General features: G+C 61.3%; 21 protein-coding genes. 9 read left to right on the forward strand and 12 right to left on the reverse strand.

Annotated features, from left to right (window positions below):
• Positions 1 to 35: 35 nt before the first annotated feature.
• Positions 36 to 1,490 carry a tRNA uracil 4-sulfurtransferase ThiI gene (gene thiI, locus AC07OP_RS14215; RefSeq protein ID WP_065940748.1) on the reverse strand — a complete coding sequence of 485 codons (1,455 nt, stop codon included), beginning with the start codon at positions 1,488 to 1,490 and terminating at the stop codon, positions 36 to 38.
• Positions 1,491 to 1,824: 334 nt separating this feature from the next.
• On the opposite strand from thiI, the gene glnA reads away from it, so the two are divergent.
• The 4 genes from glnA to ntrC all read left to right on the forward strand — a co-directional run bounded on the left by glnA (position 1,825) and on the right by ntrC (position 6,674).
• Positions 1,825 to 3,231, forward strand: coding sequence for a glutamate--ammonia ligase (gene glnA, locus AC07OP_RS14220; RefSeq protein ID WP_024072899.1), 1,407 nt, complete (start codon positions 1,825 to 1,827; stop codon positions 3,229 to 3,231).
• An 85-nt stretch (positions 3,232 to 3,316) separates the two neighbouring features.
• A complete protein-coding gene (locus AC07OP_RS14225) occupies positions 3,317 to 3,853 on the forward strand; it encodes a chorismate mutase (RefSeq protein ID WP_495101395.1) in 537 nt (178 codons plus the stop codon).
• Between the two features lie 302 nt (positions 3,854 to 4,155).
• Positions 4,156 to 5,241, forward strand: coding sequence for a nitrogen regulation protein NR(II) (glnL, locus tag AC07OP_RS14230; protein ID WP_024072896.1), 1,086 nt, complete (start codon positions 4,156 to 4,158; stop codon positions 5,239 to 5,241).
• Entirely contained in the window at positions 5,238 to 6,674 is a 1,437-nt protein-coding gene (ntrC, locus tag AC07OP_RS14235; RefSeq protein WP_027605069.1) for a nitrogen regulation protein NR(I), read from the forward strand. The genes glnL and ntrC overlap by 4 nt, the downstream gene beginning before the upstream one ends.
• A gap of 529 nt (positions 6,675 to 7,203) precedes the next feature.
• On the opposite strand, the gene AC07OP_RS14240 is transcribed toward ntrC, so the two are convergent.
• The gene (locus AC07OP_RS14240) at positions 7,204 to 7,644 is read right to left on the reverse strand and encodes a hypothetical protein (protein WP_495101396.1); all 441 of its coding nucleotides are present in this window, start codon (positions 7,642 to 7,644) and stop codon (positions 7,204 to 7,206) included.
• On the opposite strand from AC07OP_RS14240, the gene AC07OP_RS14245 reads away from it, so the two are divergent.
• On the forward strand, positions 7,643 to 8,098 hold the full coding sequence (locus AC07OP_RS14245) for a tRNA (cytidine(34)-2'-O)-methyltransferase (RefSeq protein ID WP_495101397.1): 456 nt from the start codon (positions 7,643 to 7,645) through the stop codon (positions 8,096 to 8,098). The two genes, AC07OP_RS14240 and AC07OP_RS14245, sit on opposite strands and share 2 nt — an antisense overlap.
• Positions 8,099 to 8,224: 126 nt before the next feature.
• Here the strand turns inward: AC07OP_RS14245 and secB are convergent, their stop codons facing one another.
• From secB to AC07OP_RS14260, 3 genes are read right to left on the reverse strand one after another with little or no spacing between them, the layout of a single operon-like run.
• Positions 8,225 to 8,704: a protein-export chaperone SecB gene (gene secB / locus AC07OP_RS14250; RefSeq protein WP_014716520.1), complete on the reverse strand. Its 480-nt coding sequence runs from the start codon at positions 8,702 to 8,704 to the stop codon at positions 8,225 to 8,227.
• A gap of 42 nt (positions 8,705 to 8,746) precedes the next feature.
• Complete coding sequence (gene grxC / locus AC07OP_RS14255) at positions 8,747 to 9,001, reverse strand: glutaredoxin 3 (protein ID WP_010213876.1); 255 nt, start codon at positions 8,999 to 9,001, stop codon at positions 8,747 to 8,749.
• 1 nt (position 9,002) lies between these two features.
• Positions 9,003 to 9,416 carry a rhodanese-like domain-containing protein gene (locus AC07OP_RS14260; protein WP_495101398.1) on the reverse strand — a complete coding sequence of 138 codons (414 nt, stop codon included), beginning with the start codon at positions 9,414 to 9,416 and terminating at the stop codon, positions 9,003 to 9,005.
• A 151-nt stretch (positions 9,417 to 9,567) separates the two neighbouring features.
• Here AC07OP_RS14260 and gpmI point away from each other — a divergent pair, with 151 nt between their 5' ends.
• The 4 genes from gpmI (at position 9,568) to AC07OP_RS14280 (ending at position 14,703) form a co-directional block, all read left to right on the forward strand.
• A complete protein-coding gene (gene gpmI / locus AC07OP_RS14265; protein ID WP_065925751.1) occupies positions 9,568 to 11,094 on the forward strand; it encodes a 2,3-bisphosphoglycerate-independent phosphoglycerate mutase in 1,527 nt (508 codons plus the stop codon).
• Positions 11,095 to 11,279: 185 nt separating this feature from the next.
• Entirely contained in the window at positions 11,280 to 12,575 is a 1,296-nt protein-coding gene (locus AC07OP_RS14270; protein ID WP_027605073.1) for a murein hydrolase activator EnvC family protein, read from the forward strand.
• A gap of 30 nt (positions 12,576 to 12,605) precedes the next feature.
• A complete protein-coding gene (locus AC07OP_RS14275) occupies positions 12,606 to 13,922 on the forward strand; it encodes a S41 family peptidase (RefSeq protein ID WP_065940744.1) in 1,317 nt (438 codons plus the stop codon).
• A gap of 1 nt (position 13,923) precedes the next feature.
• Positions 13,924 to 14,703, forward strand: a complete 780-nt coding sequence (locus tag AC07OP_RS14280; protein WP_495101399.1) for a divergent polysaccharide deacetylase family protein — start codon at positions 13,924 to 13,926, stop codon at positions 14,701 to 14,703.
• Here AC07OP_RS14280 and AC07OP_RS14285 read toward each other — a convergent pair.
• From AC07OP_RS14285 to AC07OP_RS14315, 7 genes are all read right to left on the reverse strand, one after another.
• The gene (locus AC07OP_RS14285) at positions 14,694 to 15,449 is read right to left on the reverse strand and encodes a substrate-binding periplasmic protein (protein WP_065925754.1); all 756 of its coding nucleotides are present in this window, start codon (positions 15,447 to 15,449) and stop codon (positions 14,694 to 14,696) included. The two genes, AC07OP_RS14280 and AC07OP_RS14285, sit on opposite strands and share 10 nt — an antisense overlap.
• 66 nt (positions 15,450 to 15,515) lie before the next feature.
• A complete protein-coding gene (gene hisF, locus AC07OP_RS14290) occupies positions 15,516 to 16,286 on the reverse strand; it encodes an imidazole glycerol phosphate synthase subunit HisF (RefSeq protein ID WP_003171107.1) in 771 nt (256 codons plus the stop codon).
• A 9-nt stretch (positions 16,287 to 16,295) separates the two neighbouring features.
• Positions 16,296 to 17,033, reverse strand: coding sequence for a 1-(5-phosphoribosyl)-5-[(5-phosphoribosylamino)methylideneamino]imidazole-4-carboxamide isomerase (gene hisA, locus AC07OP_RS14295; RefSeq protein WP_027605077.1), 738 nt, complete (start codon positions 17,031 to 17,033; stop codon positions 16,296 to 16,298).
• Positions 17,034 to 17,072: 39 nt separating this feature from the next.
• A complete protein-coding gene (locus AC07OP_RS14300; protein ID WP_027605078.1) occupies positions 17,073 to 17,330 on the reverse strand; it encodes a DUF2164 domain-containing protein in 258 nt (85 codons plus the stop codon).
• Positions 17,331 to 17,969: an imidazole glycerol phosphate synthase subunit HisH gene (gene hisH / locus AC07OP_RS14305; protein ID WP_065946680.1), complete on the reverse strand. Its 639-nt coding sequence runs from the start codon at positions 17,967 to 17,969 to the stop codon at positions 17,331 to 17,333.
• Positions 17,969 to 18,562: an imidazoleglycerol-phosphate dehydratase HisB gene (hisB, locus tag AC07OP_RS14310; RefSeq protein ID WP_017849940.1), complete on the reverse strand. Its 594-nt coding sequence runs from the start codon at positions 18,560 to 18,562 to the stop codon at positions 17,969 to 17,971. Before hisB ends, hisH begins: the two co-directional genes overlap by 1 nt.
• A 169-nt stretch (positions 18,563 to 18,731) precedes the next feature.
• Positions 18,732 to 20,393, reverse strand: a complete 1,662-nt coding sequence (locus AC07OP_RS14315) for an OFA family MFS transporter (RefSeq protein WP_115486508.1) — start codon at positions 20,391 to 20,393, stop codon at positions 18,732 to 18,734.
• Between the last annotated feature and the right edge of the window lie 150 nt (positions 20,394 to 20,543).

The following is a 20,543-nucleotide window of genomic DNA, read 5'->3' on the forward strand; positions in this document are numbered from 1 at the left end:
GGTGACGCAGGCCACAGGCAAACAGCCCCGGGCTCTTAGCTCGGTCGATAAACGCGCACATTGGCATGCCCCTCACTGAGCAAATGGTGGGCATGCAGGCGACTCATCACGCCTTTGTCGCAATACAGCAGGTACTGACGGCTGTTATCCAGTTCCTTGAAACGCGCGTTCAATGCATAGAACGGCAGCGTTTGTACGTCGATGCCGGCGATTTCCAGCGGCTCATCTTCAGCGGCATCCGGGTGACGGATGTCGATGACGATCTGGCCGGCCAGGGCTTCGCTGACTTCTTCGATCTGCACATCCTGGCCCAGTTCGTCGATAACACGATCGATCGGGACCAGCTTGGCGTTCTCGAGCGCACGCTCCAGAACCGCCATATCAAACTGTTGTTCTTCGTACTCCACGCGGTTGCGCTTGGCGTGGGTCTTGGGGTTCACCGAAATGACCCCGCAGTATTCAGGCATATGCTTGGCAAAGTCGGCGGTGCCGATTGTTTCTGCCAAGTCGATGATGTCCTGCTTATGGCTGGCGATCAGCGGGCGCAGTACCAGCTTCTCGGTCACGCAGTCGATCAGCGACAGGTTCGGCAGCGTCTGGCTGGAAACCTGGGAAATCGCTTCACCGGTCACCAGCGCGTCGATCTGCAACTGATCGGCGATTCGGGACGCAGCGCGCAACATCATACGCTTCAATACTACGCCCATATGACTGTTATCGACTTTACCGAGAATTTCGCCCAGCACTTCCTCGAACGGTACGCTCACAAATAGCACGCGCTGGGAGCTGCCGTACTTCTTCCAGATAAAGTGCGCAACTTCCATCACGCCCAATTCGTGTGCACGCCCGCCCAGGTTAAAGAAGCAGAAGTGGCTCATCAGGCCGCGGCGCATGATCTGGTAGGCCGCCACCGTGGAATCGAAACCGCCGGACATGAGGACCAGGGTCTGTTCCAGGGCGCCCAGCGGGTAGCCGCCGATGCTGTCGTGCTGGCTGTGAATCACAAACAACCGTTGGTCGCGAATTTCCATGCGCACTTCAATTTGCGGCGCCTTGAGGGAAATTCCGGCGGCGCCGCACTCGCGACGCAGCTTGCTGCCGACGTATTTCTCGACGTCCATGGAACTGAACGGGTGCTTGCCGGCACGCTTGCAGCGCACCGAGAAAATCTTGCCTTCAAGGCTGTCGCCGAAGTGCCGTTTGCATTTTTCGGTGATGTCGTCGAAGTCCCCCAGGGGGTACTCATCCACCTGCAGGAAATGCGCGATACCCGGCATGCAGCTCAGGCGCTCGGTCATGTCCTTCAAGGCTTTGGCGTCGGTCAGGCGGGTTTCCAGCTCGAGGTTGTCCCACACACCGTTCACCACCACAGCCGGGTCCAGATCGCGGAGCACGGCACGGATGTTCTTGGCCAACTGACGGATGAAACGCATCCGTACCGGTCGGCTCTTGATGGTGATCTCGGGGAAGACTTTAACGATTAATTTCATGGAAACAGCGCGCGCAGGGCCTGCCGAAAAAGGGGGGCGCGGATTATAGCGGAAATCGCTCAAGGTTTAACCAGTTAATATGCACAACACTCGACTCGCACTAAAGAGGTGCGTTTGCACTCGCGAACGCCACATTGCGGTGCGCTAATTTCGGGCATTTGTCGCAATGCACCTTTATAGGGGCGTTTTTGGAGCAAAAAACCCATGTTGGCGCACTGGCATGCAATTTGCTCTCTTGTGAGGCAGGTTGCCATGGCGGACTATCCGCGCCGGCATCACCCACATTCTAAGGGCTAACTCCACTACCCCAGCCCGAAGCCACCCGGAGGACACTATGTCGAAGTCGGTTCAACTCATCAAAGATCATGACGTTAAATGGATTGATCTGCGCTTCACGGACACCAAAGGCACTCAGCACCACGTGACCATGCCGGCTCGCGACGCGCTGGATGATGCTTTCTTCGAAGAAGGCAAAATGTTCGACGGCTCCTCCATCGCCGGCTGGAAAGGCATCGAAGCCTCCGACATGATCCTGATGCCGGACGACAGCACTGCCGTCCTCGACCCGTTCACCGAAGACCCAACCCTGATCATCGTCTGCGACGTGATCGAGCCTTCGACCATGCAAGGCTACGACCGCGACCCACGTGCGATCGCCAAGCGTGCCGAGGAATACCTGAAGTCCACCGGTATCGGCGACACCGTATTCGTCGGCCCGGAACCGGAATTCTTCATCTTTGATTCGGTCAAGTTCAAGTCCGACATCTCCGGCTCCATGTTCAAGATCTTCTCCGAACAAGGTTCGTGGATGTCCGACCAGGACGTGGAAGGCGGCAACAAAGGCCACCGTCCAGGCATCAAAGGTGGCTACTTCCCGGTTCCGCCGTTCGACCACGACCACGAAATCCGTACCTCCATGTGCAACGCCATGGAAGAAATGGGCCTGGTCATCGAAGTTCACCACCACGAAGTGGCGACTGCCGGCCAGAACGAAATCGGCGTTAAGTTCAACACCCTCGTGGCCAAGGCTGACGAAGTCCAGACCCTGAAGTACTGCGTACACAACGTGGCTGATGCCTACGGCCGTACCGCTACCTTCATGCCTAAGCCGCTGTACGGCGATAACGGTTCGGGTATGCACGTTCACCTGTCCATCGCCAAAGAAGGCAAGAACACCTTCGCCGGCGAAGGTTATGCCGGCCTGTCCGACACCGCCCTGTACTTCATCGGCGGCATCATCAAGCACGGTAAGGCCCTGAACGGCTTCACCAACCCGTCGACCAACTCCTACAAGCGTCTGGTCCCAGGTTTCGAAGCACCGGTCATGCTGGCCTACTCGGCTCGCAACCGTTCCGCCTCGATCCGCATTCCTTACGTATCCAGCCCGCGCGCTCGCCGTATCGAAGCTCGCTTCCCGGATCCGGCAGCCAACCCATACCTGGCCTTCGCTGCCCTGGTCATGGCCGGCCTGGACGGTATCCAGAACAAGATCCACCCTGGCGACGCCGCCGACAAAAACTTGTACGACCTGCCGCCTGAAGAGGCCAAAGAGATCCCACAAGTGTGCGGCAGCCTGAAAGAAGCCCTGGAAGAGCTGGACAAGGGCCGTGCGTTCCTGACCAAAGGCGGCGTATTCAGCGACGACTTCATCGATGCCTACATCGAGCTGAAAAGCGAAGAAGAAATCAAAGTGCGCACCTTCGTACACCCACTGGAATACGAGCTGTACTACAGCTGCTGATCCGGTAGCGCTGCTTGACGCAGCGTGATGAAAAAGGCCTCCTTCGGGAGGTCTTTTTTTTGCCCGCACCCTAGGAGGTCACCTCTTGAAGCGTCTACTTGCATTCACTTTATTGTTCGCCAGCGCCAGTGCATTCGCTGCACCGCCGACACTGGCGCCATTGCTCAACAGCATCGCCGAACGCCTGGCCATTGCCGACCAGGTGGCCCTGAGCAAATGGGACAGTAAAAAACCGGTAGAAGACAAAAAGCGCGAGCAGGACGTGCTCGCCAGCGTCATCGCCCAGGCACCGAGCTACAAACTGGAGCCCGCCGCTGCCGAGCAATTTTTCTCGGCGCAGATCGAGGCAAACAAGCTGGTGCAATACACCCACCTGTCCGACTGGCAGTTCCAGGGCAAGGCACCCGACGCCCCGCGCCCGGACCTGGTGAAGCAGATTCGCCCGCAACTGGATCAATTGCAAAAACGCCTGCTGCAACAACTCGCGGACTTCACGCCACAACGTAGCGACCCGCAGTGCCCTCAATGGCTGGCTGAAGCGGTGCATGAGCCGCTGAACGACCCGTTGCGGCAGCTGGCGATGATTCGCGCCACGGCCGAGCTATGTATCCACAAAGACTGAATCTGTCACCCGACCCAAACATGTGGGAGCTCCTCCCACATTGGATTTGTGTGAATTCGCCACTTCCTGAACAACCTTCACAAAACCGCACTATATTGGTGCGACACCCCGCACCCTTCCCACTGGCTCACACCATTTTGGTTCGAAACTTCCCGAGCAGGCTGGCAGAACGCCACAGTTTCGCGCCTTAACCCCTTATTTCAGGGGATTCACGCTTCTTTTCGGAGCCTTGGTTTGGTTTTTGCATTTTCCTTGTATCAGCGTGTGCCTCAAGCCCGCGCCTTGCTCCAAAAGAGGTCCCGATGACCATCAGCGATGCACTGCACCGTTTGCTACTCGACAACCTGACCACCGCGACCATCCTGCTCAATGACGACCTGCGCCTTGAGTACATGAACCCGGCGGCAGAGATGCTCCTGGCCATCAGCGGTCAGCGCAGCCATGGGCAGTTCATCAGCGAATTGTTCACCGAGTCGGCCGAAGCCTTGAGTTCGTTGCGCCAGGCGGTGGAGCAGGCACACCCGTTCACCAAGCGTGAAGCGATGCTCACGGCACTGACCGGCCAAACGCTGACCGTCGACTACGCCGTGACCCCGATCCTGAGCAACGGCGCGACCCTGCTGCTGCTCGAAGTGCACCCCCGCGACCGCCTGTTGCGCATCACCAAGGAAGAAGCCCAGCTGTCCAAGCAGGAGACCAGCAAGATGCTGGTGCGCGGCCTGGCCCATGAGATCAAGAACCCGCTGGGCGGCATTCGCGGCGCGGCGCAGCTGCTGGCCCGTGAACTGCCGGACGAGCACCTCAAGGACTACACCAACGTCATCATCGAAGAGGCCGACCGCCTGCGTAACCTGGTGGACCGCATGCTCGGCTCCAACAAGCTGCCGTCGCTGGCGATGACCAACGTGCACGAAGTACTGGAGCGCGTCTGTCAGTTGGTAGAAGCCGAAAGCCAGGGCTGCATCACCCTGGTGCGCGACTACGACCCAAGCATTCCCGACGTGTTGATCGACCGCGAGCAGATGATCCAGGCGGTGCTCAACATCGTGCGCAACGCCATGCAGGCCATCAGCAGCCAGAACGAGCTGCGCCTTGGCCGCATCAGCCTGCGCACCCGTGCCCTGCGCCAGTTCACCATCGGCCACGTGCGCCATCGCCTGGTAACCAAGGTCGAGATCATCGACAACGGCCCGGGCATTCCTGCGGAACTCCAGGAAACCATTTTCTTTCCCATGGTCAGCGGCCGCCCGGACGGTACCGGGCTGGGCCTGGCCATTACCCAGAACATCATCAGCCAGCACCAGGGTCTGATCGAATGTGAGAGCCATCCCGGCCACACCACATTCTCGATCTTTCTGCCTCTGGAACAAGGAGCCCCATCGACATGAGCCGTAGTGAAACTGTGTGGATCGTCGATGACGACCGTTCTATCCGCTGGGTCCTCGAGAAAGCCTTGCAACAGGAAGGCATGACCACCCAGAGCTTCGACAGCGCCGACGGGGTGATGAGCCGCCTGGCGCGCCAGCAGCCCGACGTGATCATCTCCGACATCCGCATGCCCGGCGCCAGTGGCCTGGACCTGCTGGCGCGGATTCGCGAGCAGCACCCGCGCCTGCCGGTGATCATCATGACTGCCCACTCGGACCTGGACAGCGCTGTCGCGTCCTATCAGGGCGGCGCCTTCGAGTACCTGCCCAAGCCGTTTGACGTGGACGAGGCCGTGGCGCTGGTCAAGCGCGCCAACCAGCACGCCCAGGAACAGCAGAACCAGGAAGCTCCGCCGACCCTGACCCGCACCCCGGAAATCATCGGTGAAGCGCCGGCGATGCAGGAAGTGTTTCGCGCCATCGGGCGCTTGAGCCATTCCAACATCACCGTGCTGATCAACGGCGAGTCGGGTACCGGTAAAGAGTTGGTGGCCCACGCCCTGCACCGCCACAGCCCGCGGGCGGCCTCGCCGTTTATCGCGCTGAACATGGCGGCGATCCCCAAGGACCTGATGGAGTCCGAGCTGTTCGGCCATGAGAAAGGCGCATTCACCGGCGCAGCCAACCTGCGTCGCGGCCGCTTCGAACAGGCGGACGGCGGCACGCTGTTCCTCGATGAAATCGGCGACATGCCGGCCGACACCCAGACCCGTCTGCTGCGCGTACTGGCGGACGGCGAGTTCTACCGCGTGGGCGGGCACACACCGGTCAAGGTCGATGTGCGCATCATCGCCGCGACTCACCAGAACCTGGAAACCCTGGTGCACGCCGGCAAGTTCCGTGAAGACTTGTTCCACCGTCTCAACGTGATCCGCATCCACATCCCACGCATGTCGGACCGCCGCGAAGATATCCCGACCCTCGCCCGCCACTTCCTCAGCCGCGCCGCCCAGGAGCTGGCTGTCGAGCCGAAGCTGCTGAAAAGCGAGACCGAGGAATACCTGAAGAACCTGCCGTGGCCCGGCAACGTGCGCCAGCTGGAGAACACCTGCCGCTGGATCACCGTGATGGCGTCCGGCCGCGAAGTGCATATCGGCGACCTGCCGCCGGAACTGCTGAGCCTGCCACAGGATTCGGCCCCGGTGACCAACTGGGAACAGGCGCTGCGCCAATGGGCCGACCAGGCCCTGGCACGCGGCCAGTCGAACCTGCTGGACAGCGCCGTACCGGCCTTCGAGCGGATCATGATCGAAACCGCCCTCAAGCACACCGCGGGCCGCCGTCGCGATGCCGCCGTGTTGCTGGGTTGGGGTCGCAATACCCTGACGCGCAAGATCAAGGAGTTGGGCATGAAGGTCGATGGTGGGGATGACGATGAGGGCGACGACGCCTGATCTCCAATCTACCGAGGTCTAATGTGGGAGGGGGCTTGCTCCCGATGGCGGTGGATCAGTCAGATAGATATCGACTGACACTCCGCCATCGGGAGCAAGCCCCCTCTCACATTTGGCCCCCCACACGGACTCAGAACCGTGCACCGCTTCAATGCACCCTGTTCTAGCATCGCGCACACGTTCCAAGCCCGAAACATGCGTTTTGTTAAGAAAATGCTGAACCCCGAAAACACCAAAGCCCCGTATTCCGGGGCTTTGCGCTTTCTGGAGAAATTTTTTGGCACAACTCAGCCACTCTGGCACGCGCCCTGCAATAACCCCAGTACAACCCAGTTTCGGGGACCTTGGTACAGGCAGGCCGAGAATCCCCTCTTTACACCCGGGGTGCTTGATGCGAACCGCGTCGCGCTCCACACCGCTTTCGGGAACCTCGGTACAGGCAGGCCGGGGATTCCCTCTTTAACACCGAAGCCTCTGGCTTCACCCCGTTTTGGGAGCCCTGGTACAGGCAGGCCGGGAACTCCCTCTTTTATTGCTCTTGGAGATGGATCTCCAGCCGCCAGCGGTCATCGACCTCCTCGCCCTTCCACTCCCCGCGCAGCGGCCGAGCCGCCACCAGGTTCAGCAGCAAGCCCGCATCGGTCTTGCGCACGCGCCAGTTCACATCCTTGTCGTTGACCTTGAGCTGCCCACTGGCGGCCTTGCCTTGCGCGTCGAACAACAGCGCCACGGTGCCGTCGATATGCTCACCGTGCAGCTTGGGTTCGCGGTTGAACCACACCACCACACCGTCCGCCGCCGTCTCTATCTGCTGCAACTCGACCGGGTCAGGGGTGGTCAGGCGGCCGATCATCAGGCCCACCATCAGGCCGACAATCGCCAATGAGCCCATCACCTTCGGCATTAGCTTCGGTCTTGGGTCTTCTTCAGGGGTAGAATGCAGCGCATCTTTGCCTTCGGAGCCGTGCATGTTTCACGTCATCCTTTTTCAACCAGAAATTCCGCCGAATACCGGCAACGTTATCAGGCTGTGCGCCAACAGTGGCTGCCACCTGCATTTGATCGAGCCCCTGGGCTTCGACATGGACGACAAGCGCCTGCGCCGTGCCGGCCTGGACTACCACGAGTATGCCACCCTGCAGCGCCATGCCGACCTGGCCAGCTGCCTGGAAAGCCTGGGCCACCCACGGCTGTTCGCGTTCACCACCAAGGGTTCGCGACCGTTCCATGATGCCAGCTTCGCCGAAGGCGACGCTTTCCTGTTCGGCCCGGAAAGCCGCGGCCTGCCGGCCGACGTACTCGAAGCCCTGCCGGACGGGCATCGCCTGCGCCTGCCGATGCGCGAAGGCTGCCGCAGCCTGAACCTGTCGAACACTGTCGCCGTTGCCGTCTACGAAGGCTGGCGCCAACTCGGCTTCAAATAGCACACATAACAAATGTGGGAGGGGGCTTGCCCCCGATGGCGGAGTGTCAGTCGACATCTACGTGACTGATCCACCGCCATCGGGAGCAAGCCCCCTCCCACATTGGGTTCTGCGTCGGGTTCGAGATTACTGAACCGTCGGCGCGCCTTCCTGTTGCATGCGCTGCAGCTCTTGAGCGTACAGGGCATCGAAGTTCACCGGAGCCAGCATCAACGCCGGGAACGAACCACGGGTGACCAGGCTGTCCAGGGTCTCGCGGGCATACGGGAACAGGATGTTCGGGCAGAACGCACCCAGGGTGTGGCTCATGGACGCTTCGTCCAGGCCCTGGATCAGGAAGATACCGGCCTGTTGCACTTCAGCGATGAAGGCCACTTCTTCGCCATTCTTGACGGTGACCGACAAGGTCAGCACGACTTCGTGGAAATCGCCTTCCAGTGCCTTTTGACGGGTGTTCAGGTCCAGGGCAACGCTTGGGGTCCATTCCTGGCGGAAGATAGCCGGGCTTTTCGGCGCTTCGAACGACAAGTCACGCACATAGATACGCTGCAGCGAAAATTGTGGGCCTTGGGCTTCTGCTGCTTCGGTGTTCTGTTGGTCAGTCATCGCAGATCCTTCTTGATCTTGGGGTCTTTTAGGGGTTAGGAGTCAGACGAGCAGCAGCGCATCGAGTTTACCGGCGCGCTCCAGGGCAAACAGGTCGTCGCAACCACCGATGTGTTTGGCGCCGATCCAGATCTGCGGCACTGACGTGCGCCCCGCCTTCTGGGCCATTTCGGCACGCACCTGGGGTTTGCCATCGACCTTGATCTCTTCGAAGGCAACGCCCTTTTTCTCCAGCAGGGCCTTGGCCCGCATGCAGTAAGGGCACCAATCGCTGGAATATACGACGACCTGGCTCATATCACTTCACCAGCGGCAGGTTATCGGCGCGCCAGCTGCTGATGCCACCGGACAGCTTGGCGGCGGTGAAACCGCTCTTGAGAATTTCGCGGGCGTGGGTACCGGCGTGCTGGCCCTGGGCGTCGACCAGGATGATGGTCTTGGCCTTGTGCTTTTCCAGCTCGGCCAGGCGCGCGATCAGCTTGTCCTGAGGAATGTTCAGGGCACCGACGATGTGGCCGGCGGCGAAATCCTTGACTGGGCGGATATCCACCACAATGGCCTCATCCTTGTTGACCAGCGCGGTCAGCTCCGACGTGCTCAGGCTGCGGCCACCACGGCTCAATTCGTGAGCGATCAGCAGCGCCAGCAGGATGACGAAGGCACCCACGAGCAGATAGTGGGCAGTGGCAAATGCAATCAGGTGATCAACCATCAAGGAGGTTCCAGGGCGTTAAAATGGCGGTAAGTATACACAGCCGTCAGGGGGGGCCAACCCCCGTAAGGCGGTGACGTGGTCGGAACTTCGCTTTAAACTGCCACTCCCTTTTCAATTGCCTTCCTTTATTACCGCCGCGAGAGGATCTATGACTACTACGCCTAAACCTTTGGTCCTGATAATTCTCGATGGCTTCGGACACAGTGAAAGCCACCACGACAACGCGGTGTACGCGGCCAAGAAGCCCGTACTCGACCGCCTGACCGCGACGGTGCCCAACGGCCTGATCTCCGGCTCGGGCATGGACGTGGGCCTGCCGGACGGCCAGATGGGCAACTCGGAAGTCGGCCACATGAACCTCGGCGCCGGACGAGTGGTCTATCAGGACTTCACCCGCGTGACCAAATCGATCCGCGATGGCGAGTTCTTCGAGAACCCGACCCTCTGCGCAGCGGTAGATAAAGCCGTGGCCGCCGGCAAGGCCGTGCACTTCATGGGCCTGCTGTCCGACGGCGGCGTTCACAGTCACCAGGACCATCTGGTGGCAATGGCCGAGCTGGCCTTCAAGCGCGGCGCCGACAAGATCTACCTGCACGCCTTCCTCGATGGTCGCGACACCCCGCCAAAAAGCGCGCAATCCTCCATCGAGCTGCTGGACGCCACCTTCGCCGCCCTGGGCAAGGGCCGCATCGCCAGCCTGGTGGGCCGCTACTTCGCAATGGATCGCGACAACCGTTGGGACCGCGTGTCCCAGGCCTACAACCTGATCGTCGACGGCCAGGCCGAATTCCACGCCGCCACCGCCCAGGAAGGCCTGGAAGCTGCCTACGCCCGTGGCGAGAGCGATGAATTCGTCAAGGCCACCACCATCGGCGAGCCGGTCAAGGTCGAAGACGGCGACGCCGTGGTGTTCATGAACTTCCGCGCAGACCGTGCCCGCGAGCTGAGCCGTGTGTTTGTCGAAGACGGTTTCAAGGAATTCGAGCGGGCGCGCCAGCCAAAAGTCCAATACGTCGGCCTGACCCAATACGCCGCCAGCATCCCGGCCCCCGCTGCCTTTGCTGCCGGCAGCCTGGACAACGTGCTGGGCGACTACCTGGCGAAGAACGGCAAGACCCAGCTGCGTATCGCTGAAACCGAAAAATACGCCCACGTCACCTTCTTCTTCTCCGGCGGGCGTGAAGAACCGTTTCCGGGCGAAGAACGCATCCTGATCCCTTCGCCGAAAGTCGCCACCTACGACCTGCAGCCGGAAATGAGCGCGCCGGAAGTCACCGACAAGATCGTCGACGCCATTGACCACCAGCGTTACGACGTGATCGTGGTCAACTACGCCAACGGTGACATGGTCGGCCACAGCGGCAACCTGGAAGCTGCGACCAAGGCTGTGGAATGCCTGGACCTGTGCGTCGGCCGCATTGTCGAGGCCCTGGAAAAAGTCGGCGGCGAAGCGCTGATCACGGCCGACCACGGCAACTGCGAGCAGATGTCCGACGAAACCACCGGCCAGGCCCATACCGCCCACACCACCGAGCCGGTGCCGTTCATCTACGTCGGCAAGCGCGATTTCAAAGTACGTGAAGGCGGCGTGCTGGCGGATGTGGCGCCGACCATGCTGATGCTGATGGGGTTGGAGAAGCCCAAAGAGATGACCGGGACCTCAATTCTGGTCTGATCTCAACAAACATGTGGGAGGGGCTTGTCCCTTCCCACATGGGATCTGCGGTGTTTGGCAGATGTCTTTTTGCCATACCACCGCCACTCGGCACCTATCTTGCCTTCCAGGCCGAATTGGGCGTTTTTTTTGCAGCGCTTGGCGGGCATACTAGGCCGTCCCTTTCCCTGGTGTCGCCCGCCTCTATGCTTCGCGCCTTGATTACCCTCGCTCTTGTCTGCCTGCTCCAACCGGCGTTTGCCGACGAGCGCGCACAAACTCAACAACAGTTGGACGCTACGCGTCAGGACATTACCGAGCTGAAAAAACTGCTCGGCAAGCTCCAGGAAGAAAAATCCGGGGTGCAGAAAGACCTGCGCGGCACGGAAACCGAAATGGGCAAGCTGGAGAAGCAGGTCCAGGAGCTGCAAAAAGAACTAAAGAAGAGCGAGTCGGAACTGGAGCGACTCGACGCTGAGAAAAAAAAACTCCAGAGCGCACGCGTTGAACAGCAACGCTTGATCGCGATCCAGGCCCGCGCCGCCTACCAGAGCGGCCGCCAGGAATACCTCAAGCTGCTGCTCAACCAGCAGAACCCGGAGAAATTCGCGCGCACCCTGACCTACTACGACTACCTGAGCAAGGCCCGCCTGGAGCAATTGAAAAGCTTCAACGAGACCCTGCGCCAGTTGGCCAACGTCGAACAGGAAATCGCCAACCAGCAGTCGCAGCTGGAGGACCAGAAAGCCAGCCTCAACGCCCAGCGCGACGAGCTGGACAAGGTCCGCAAGGAGCGCCAGCTGGCCCTGGCCAAGCTCAATGACGACGTGAAGGCGCGCGACGCCAAGCTGCAGGCCCGCGAGCAGGACCAGGCCGACCTGGCCAAAGTGCTCAAGACCATCGAAGAAACCCTGGCACGCCAGGCACGCGAGGCCGAAGAAGCGCGACAGAAAGCGCTGATCGCCCAGCAGGAAGCGGAAAAAAAGCGCCAGCGTGAGGCCGAACTGGCAGCCACCAGCGATGCCCCCGCACCGCGTAAACCGGCACATGCCGCCCCTGGCCCGCTGGTTTCCAGTGCCGGCGAGTCGTTCGGCGGGCCTTTTGCTTCAGCCCGCGGCAAACTTCCATGGCCGGTTGATGGTCGACTACTGGCACGCTTTGGGGAAACCCGAGGCGACGATACCCGCGCCAAGTGGGATGGGGTGATGATCAGCGCCTCTGCCGGCAGCCAGGTCCACGCCGTACATGGCGGGCGCGTGGTGTTTGCCGATTGGCTGCGGGGCGCCGGCTTGCTGGTGATTCTCGACCACGGTAATGGCTATTTAAGCCTTTATGGCCACAATCAGACGTTACTCAAGTCGGCAGGTGATGTTGTAAAAGCCGGTGAATCCATCTCCACTGTCGGTAACAGTGGTGGCCAGGACACCCCGGCGCTGTACTTCGCTATTCGTCAGCAGGGTCGCCCGAGCGATCCCGCACAATGGTGCCGGTCCCAAGGATAGGGTCGCATCTACATTAGGAGTTCGTTCGACATGCTGCATTTGTCCCGCCTCACTTCGCTGGCCCTGACGATCGCCCTGGTCATCGGCGCGCCTCTGGCTTTTGCCGACCAGGCCGCCCCGGCTGCACCCGCCGCCACGGCCGCGACCACCAAGGCGCCATTGCCGCTGGACGAGCTGCGCACCTTTGCCGAGGTCATGGACCGGATCAAGGCCGCCTATGTCGAACCTGTAGACGACAAGACCCTGCTGGAGAATGCCATCAAGGGCATGCTCAGCAACCTTGATCCGCACTCCGCCTACCTGGGTCCGGAAGATTTTGCCGAGCTGCAGGAAAGCACCAGCGGTGAATTCGGCGGCCTGGGCATTGAAGTCGGCGCCGAAGACGGCAATATCAAGGTGGTCTCGCCCATCGATGACACCCCGGCGTCCAAGGCCGGCATCCAGGCCGGTGACTTTATCGTCAAGATCAACGGCCAGCCGACCCGCGGCCAGACCATGACCGAAGCCGTCGACAAGATGCGCGGCAAGATCGGCCAGAAAATCACCCTCACCCTGGTGCGCGATGGCGGCAACCCGTTTGACGTGACGCTCACCCGCGCGACCATCGTGGTCAAGAGCGTGAAGAGCCAGTTGCTGGAGTCGGGCTACGGCTACATCCGCATCACCCAGTTCCAGGTCAAGACCGGCGAAGAAGTGGCCAAGGCCCTGGCCAAGCTGCGCAAGGACAACGGCAAGAAACTCAGCGGCATCGTGCTCGACCTGCGCAACAACCCGGGCGGCGTGCTGCAGTCGGCGGTAGAAGTGGTCGACCATTTCATCACCAAGGGCCTGATCGTCTACACCAAGGGCCGTATCGCCAACTCCGAGCTGCGCTTCTCGGCCACCGGCAACGACCTCAGCGAGAACGTGCCATTGGCCGTGCTGATCAACGGCGGCAGCGCCTCGGCCTCGGAAATCGTCGCCGGCGCCCTGCAAGACCAGAAGCGCGGCGTGCTGATGGGCACCACCAGCTTCGGCAAAGGCTCGGTACAAACCGTGCTGCCGCTGAACAACGATCGCGCCCTGAAGATCACCACCGCGCTGTACTACACGCCGAACGGCCGCTCGATCCAGGCCCAGGGCATCGTGCCGGACATCGAAGTGCGCAAGGCCAAGATCACCAACGAAATCGACAGCGAGTACTACAAGGAAGCCGACCTGCAAGGTCACCTGGGCAATGGCAACGGCGGTGCCGACCAGCCAACCGGCAGCAGCAAGAAAGCCAAGCCGATGCCGCAGGACGATGACTACCAGTTGGCCCAGGCGCTGAGCCTGCTCAAGGGCCTGAGCATTACGCGCAGCCGTTGATATGCGTGTTGCCCTGATCATCGCTGTGCTGTGCAGCCTGGCAGGGGTCGCCCAAGCGACCCCTGTCGGCGAATCCCACAAAGCCTACCTGACCCTCATCATCGATGACCTGGGGCAAAACCTGCCCCGGGATCGTCGCGTGCTGGCCCTGCCTGGGCCGGTGACCACGGCGATCATGCCCGACACGCCCCACGCCGCCGAATTCGCCCGCGAAGCGCACAAGGCCGGCAAGATCGTGATCCTGCACATGCCCATGGACCCCGCCACCGGCCCGTTCGCCTGGCACCCTGAACTCTCCATGGAAGAACTTGGCCAACGCCTGGACGCCGCCTTCAAGGCCGTGCCCTACACCGCCGGCATCAATAACCATATGGGCAGTCGCATGACCGCCCAGCCGGCCGCCATGGCTTGGCTGATGGCTGAACTGCAGCGGCGCAACAAGTTCTTCGTCGACAGCCGCACCAGCGCACAGACCGTGGCCGCCGCCGAGGCGCAGAAGATCGGCCTGGCCCATGTCTCGCGGGATGTATTCCTCGATGATGAGCGCACCGAAGCGGCAATTACCGCGCAGCTGCAAACCGCGATCAAGCTGGCGCATAAACAGGGTTCGGCGGTGATGATCGGCCACCCCTATCCGCAGACGCTGGCGGTGCTCGAGCGCGAATTGCCCAAGCTCCAGGCCCAGGGCATCGAGTGGATTGATATCAAGCTGATGATCAGTGTGCGCAGCAATCAAGCCATGGCGGGGCACGGCAAGAACGGCGTCTACCGCTACAAATAGTCCGCCATGATCTGTTCCACCCGCCCTTCAGAGCGCAACTGATCCAACGCTGCCTGCAGCCTGGCCACCGTCTCATCCGGCACATCCTTGTTCAGCGCCAGGTACAACTGGGCACTGTTGAACCGCAGTACAGTCTTGAGCCCGGTCACACCGACCTGGCGCGCCAGGTAACGCCCGGCCGGATCGCCGGTAGCCCACAGGTCGATCTGGCCATCCACGAGCTTTTGCGCGTTGTCCTGGTCACGCAACACCACCACCGGGTTAAGGCCCTGCTTCTCCAGGGTCTCGGCGATGGCATCGCCTTTATAGGCGCCGATCCTGTAGCGGCGCGCGTGTTCCAGGTCGTCGAGCTGGATCTTGCTGTCGGCCTTGGCCAGCAGCACCCAGTCGTCCGGACCGATGGGGCCGACCCACTTGAACAGCGCTTCCCGATCCGGCAGGCGCGCCATCACAAACACGCCATAGCCGGGTTTCTCCAGGGCGAGCTTGTAGATTCGCTCCCAGGGAAAACGTAGGGTGAGATTGTAGGAAATGCCGGCACGCTTGAAGGTTTCGCGCACGATGTCCACGGCGATGCCTTCGATGTTCTCGTCCCGGGCGAAGTTCTTGCCGTTCTTGGCCATGTTGTAGGGCGGGAAATTTTCCGTCAGCAATACCAGGGAGGCGTCGGAAGGTTCTTCGGCGTGGGCCGCACTCACCATGAAGATGGAGGTGCTGGCGAGGGCAAGCAGCAGGGTCTTGAACATGAAGGCTACCGGAATCCATGGCAAGCGCAGAGAGTGCCGCGCGCCTGCCATGGTGTCCAGCAACGTTTAGCGAACGACGATACCGCGCGCCGCCATGTAGGCCTTGGCCTCGGGAACGGTGTATTCACCAAAGTGAAAAATACTCGCCGCCAACACCGCGCTGGCATGGCCTTCGATCACGCCGTCGGCCAGGTGTTGCAGGTTACCGACGCCGCCGGAGGCGATTACCGGAATACCCAGCGCATCGCTGATGGCGCGGGTCACGCCCAGGTCGAAGCCGTTCTTCATGCCGTCCTGGTCCATGCTGGTCAGCAGGATTTCCCCGGCGCCCAGGCCTTCCATCTTCATCGCCCACTCCACCGCGTCCAGGCCGGTCGGCTTGCGACCGCCATGGGTGAAAATCTCCCAGCGCGGGGTTTCGCCCGGGCCGGAGACTTTCTTGGCGTCGATGGCGACCACGATGCATTGCGAGCCGAAGTGCTGTGCGGCTTCGCCGACGAACTCCGGGTTGAACACCGCAGCCGTGTTGATCGAGACCTTGTCCGCACCGGCATTGAGCAGGTTGCGGATGTCCTGCACGGTGCGCACGCCACCGCCCACGGTCAGCGGGATAAACACCTGGCTGGCCATGCGCTCGACGGTATGCAACGTGGTGTCGCGGCCGTCGACGCTGGCAGTGATGTCGAGAAAGGTGATCTCGTCGGCACCCTGCTCATCGTAGCGACGGGCGATTTCCACCGGGTCGCCGGCGTCACGGATGTTCTCGAACTTGACGCCCTTGACCACGCGACCGTTGTCGACGTCCAGGCAAGGGATGATGCGTTTGGCCAGCGCCATGGTCAGTCCTCAGCCGTTGTAGGCATCGCAGTAAGCCTGGGCTTCGGCGACGTCCAGGGTACCTTCGTAGATCGCGCGGCCGGTGATGGCGCCGATGATGCCGGGGGCCTTGGCGTCCAGCAGTGACTTGATGTCACCGAGGTTGTGAATGCCGCCGGACGCGATCACCGGAATCTTTGTCGCCGCCGCCAGCGCCGCGGTGAACGGCACGTTGCAGCCCTGCATCATGCCGTCTTTGGCGATGTCGGTATAAACGATGGCGGACACGCCGTCGGCTTCGAACTGCCTGGCCAGGTCGATGACTTGCACGGTGCTGATTTCAGCCCAGCCGTCGGTGGCGACGAAACCATCTTTAGCGTCCAGGCCCACGATCACTTTGCCCGGGAACGCGCGGCAGGCTTCGGCGACGAAGGCCGGGTCTTTCACGGCCTTGGTGCCGATGATCACGTAGCTCACGCCAGCCTTGACGTAATGCTCGATGGTTTCCAGGGAGCGGATACCGCCGCCGATCTGGATCGGCAGGTTCGGGTAGCGCCTGGCGATCGCGGTGACCACCTCGCCGTTGACCGGCTGGCCTTCGAAGGCGCCGTTCAAGTCCACCAGATGCAGACGCCGGCAGCCCCCTTCCACCCATTTGGCAGCCATGCTCACCGGATCATCGGAGAACACGGTGGAATCTTCCATACGGCCTTGGCGCAGACGGACGCAGGCGCCGTCCTTGAGATCGATAGCGGGGATAATCAGCATCTGGCAAACCTTATTCGATATTCAGCAATGCTTGGGAAATCAGGGTTTCTCAAGCGACCACAGGTCGCTTTCGATGCTTTCGAACCTTTCTTTAAGGAGCGTCTGCGTATCGAAAATCGCCCTGTTGTAATAGTGCGGAGCCACTTCGGTGGTGAACAGCTCAAGAATCTCGGCGACCTCGAACGAGCCCAGCTTGAGCTCGAAGCGGTCTTCCATGAAGCGCTTGATCTTGAGGGTAGCCTCACTTTCCTGCTCCGGCGTGAGGGTCAAGATCGGCAGCTTCGGCTTCCTGGCCATTTACCAGCGCCCATCCCAGGCGGCGAAGTTCTGCAGCAATTGCAGGCCATGGGTATGGCTCTTCTCCGGGTGGAACTGCACGGCAAAACGCGAACCTTCGGCCAACGCAGCGGCGAAGTCGACGCCGTAGTGCCCACCACCCACCACCTGGCGCGGTTTACCGGCGGCGATGTAGTAGCTGTGCACGAAGTAAAAGCGCGCCATGTCCGGGATGTCGTGCCACAGCGGGTGATCCACTGTCTGGCTGACTTCGTTCCAGCCCATGTGCGGGACTTTCAGGTGGGCGCCGTCTTCGTGCAGGTCCTTGCCGAAGAACTTCACCTGGCCGGGGAACAGGCCGATGCAGTCGACGCCGTCGTTCTCTTCACTGCGATCGAGCAAGGCTTGCATGCCCACGCAGATGCCGAGGAACGGGCGATCCTGGCTGACTTCGCGCACCAGGCTGTCAAAGCCCAGGCGACGGATCTCGGCCATGCAATCGCGGATCGCGCCCACACCGGGGAACACCACGCGGTCGGCTTCGCGAATCACGTTGGCATCGCTGGTGATCAGCACCTTGCCGGCCCCTACGTGTTCGAGGGCCTTGGCCACCGAGTGCAGGTTGCCCATGCCGTAATCGATAACCGCGACCGTCTGCATTACAGGACGCCCTTGGTCGAGGGCATCTGCCCGGCCATGCGCTCATCCAGCTCCACGGCCATGCGCAGCGCGCGGCCGAAAGCCTTGAACACGGTTTCGATCTGGTGGTGGGTGTTGGTGCCACGCAGGTTGTCGATGTGCAGGCTGACGAGTGCGTGGTTGACGAAGCCCTGGAAGAATTCCTGGAACAGGTCGACGTCGAAGCCGCCCACGGTGGCGCGGGTGTACGGCACGTGCATCTGCAGGCCTGGGCGGCCGGAGAAGTCGATGACCACACGCGACAGCGCTTCGTCCAGCGGGACATAGGCGTGGCCGTAGCGACGGATGCCTTTTTTGTCGCCGATGGCCTTGGCAAACGCCTGGCCGAGGGTGATGCCTACGTCTTCCACCGTGTGGTGGTCGTCGATATGCAGGTCGCCCTTGCTGACGATATCCAGGTCGATCAGCCCGTGACGGGCGATCTGGTCCAGCATGTGCTCAAGAAAAGGTACACCGATATCAAATCGGGCCTTTCCGGTGCCATCCAGGTTGATCGAGGCTTTGATCTGGGTTTCCAGAGTGTCGCGCTCGACGGACGCCTTACGTTCGGCCATCACCAGCTCCGCAAAATCATTGGGCGAAAAAGGCAGCCATTATAGGGGCGCGGGCGCTAAACAGAAACATCGAAGGGGATAAGACTGACGAGTTGAGGCGGGTAATGTCGAGGATAGACATGTATACACAAGCGGGTGCTCCAGGATGGTGCACCCGCTTGTATTCAACTTAGTGGAACAGTACCGCCGTCTTCTGCAGGGTCACCCACACACCCCACGCCAACGGAATACCCACCACCAGCCAGGCCGCGATCGCCAACGGCACGGTGCCGGGTGCCGCTTTCCACTCCAGGGAAGTGCTGGCATCGGCACCCTTGTCATGGCCCAGCGCCTGCTCGGCGGCCAGTTCCGCGTCGGTCATGAAGTACTTGTCGGCCACCGGGCGGACCAGCATGTTGCAGATAAAGCCCAGCACCAGCAGGCCGGCGAGAATGTACAAGGTGATGTCATAGGCCGCAGCGCGTTCAACGCCGATGCTCAGTTGATACTCACGCAGGTAGTTCACCAGCACCGGGCCCAGCACGCCCGCCGCTGCCCAGGCGGTCAGCAGGCGACCGTGGATCGCGCCGACCATCTGGGTACCGAACAGGTCCGCCAGGTAGGCCGGGACAGTCGCAAAGCCACCGCCGTACATCGACAGGATGATGCAGAACGCCGCCACGAACAGCGCCACATTGCCCAGGTGCCCCAGGTTCGGGATCAGCGCATACAGGGCAAAGCCCAGGGCGAAGAACACGAAGTAGGTGTTTTTACGCCCCAGGTAGTCTGAGAACGACGCCCAGAAGAACCGGCCACCGATGTTGAACAGGCTCAGCAGGCCGGTGAAGCCCGCAGCGATGGCGGCAATCGACGCCAATTGCCCGGCGTCCAGTTGGCCAAACGGCACATCGACACCCAGCAGCTTGCCACCGAACACTTCCTGCAGCAGCGGCGAAGCCATGCCGAGGATGCCGATACCGGCCGACACGTTCAGGCACAGCACCAGCCATACCAAGCGGAATTGCGGGGTTTTCCACGCCACATTCACGTGCACGTGACGGTGGGTGATCATCGCGTTACTGGCTTTTTTCGCCGGTGCGGTCCAGCCCTCAGGCTTCCAGCCAGTGGGTGGAACGCGGTAGGACAGCGCGCCGCCGATCATGAACACGAAGTAGATCGCAGCCATGACCAGGAAACTCTGCCATACGCCCACGCTGGTCGGCGAAGCAAAGTGCCCCATCAGCGCAGCGGCCAGCGGGGCGCCCACCATTGCGCCGCCGCCGAAGCCCATGATCGCCATGCCGGTGGCCATGCCGCGCTTATCCGGGAACCACTTGATCAGGGTCGATACGGGCGAGATATAACCCAGGCCCAGGCCGATACCGCCAATGACCCCGGAGCCGATCCACATCAGCCAGATCTGGTGGGTATAGATACCCAGCGCCGAGATCAGCAGGCCGCCGCACCAGCACAACGCCGACACAACACCGGCCTTGCGCGGCCCGGCATGTTCCAGCCAGCCACCCCAGATCGCTGCCGAGCAACCCAGGAAGATGAAGAACAGGGTGTAGATCCAGCCCAGCATGGAGATGGGCCAGTCGCATTGGGACGAGAAGACTTGGGCGATGAAGCTCATGTCCGGCGCACAGGCAACCGGTTTAGTGATACCCAGCGCCTTGGACAGCGGCAGCCAGAACACTGAAAAACCGTAGGCCATGCCGATGCACAGGTGGATGGCCAGGGCGGCCGGTGGAACCAGCCAGCGGTTGAAGCCGGGCTTGGCGATAATGCGCTCCTTGGACAGGAACGCAGGCTGCGGGGCGGTATTGCCCGCCACAGTGCTGCTGCTCATTGATGTATCCCCCAGTTATTAGTATGCGTTCGTCAGGCGCTCTCTCCCTCGGCCTTGCACGCAAAGCGTGGCCGTTTTTGTAGAGTGAAGCTCCATTTTGGCGCGACGATAAGTCGCAGAAGGCGAACGAACGGCTGAAGATTAGCATTA

Source organism: Pseudomonas sp. GW821-FHT09D08 (assembly GCF_059416305.1).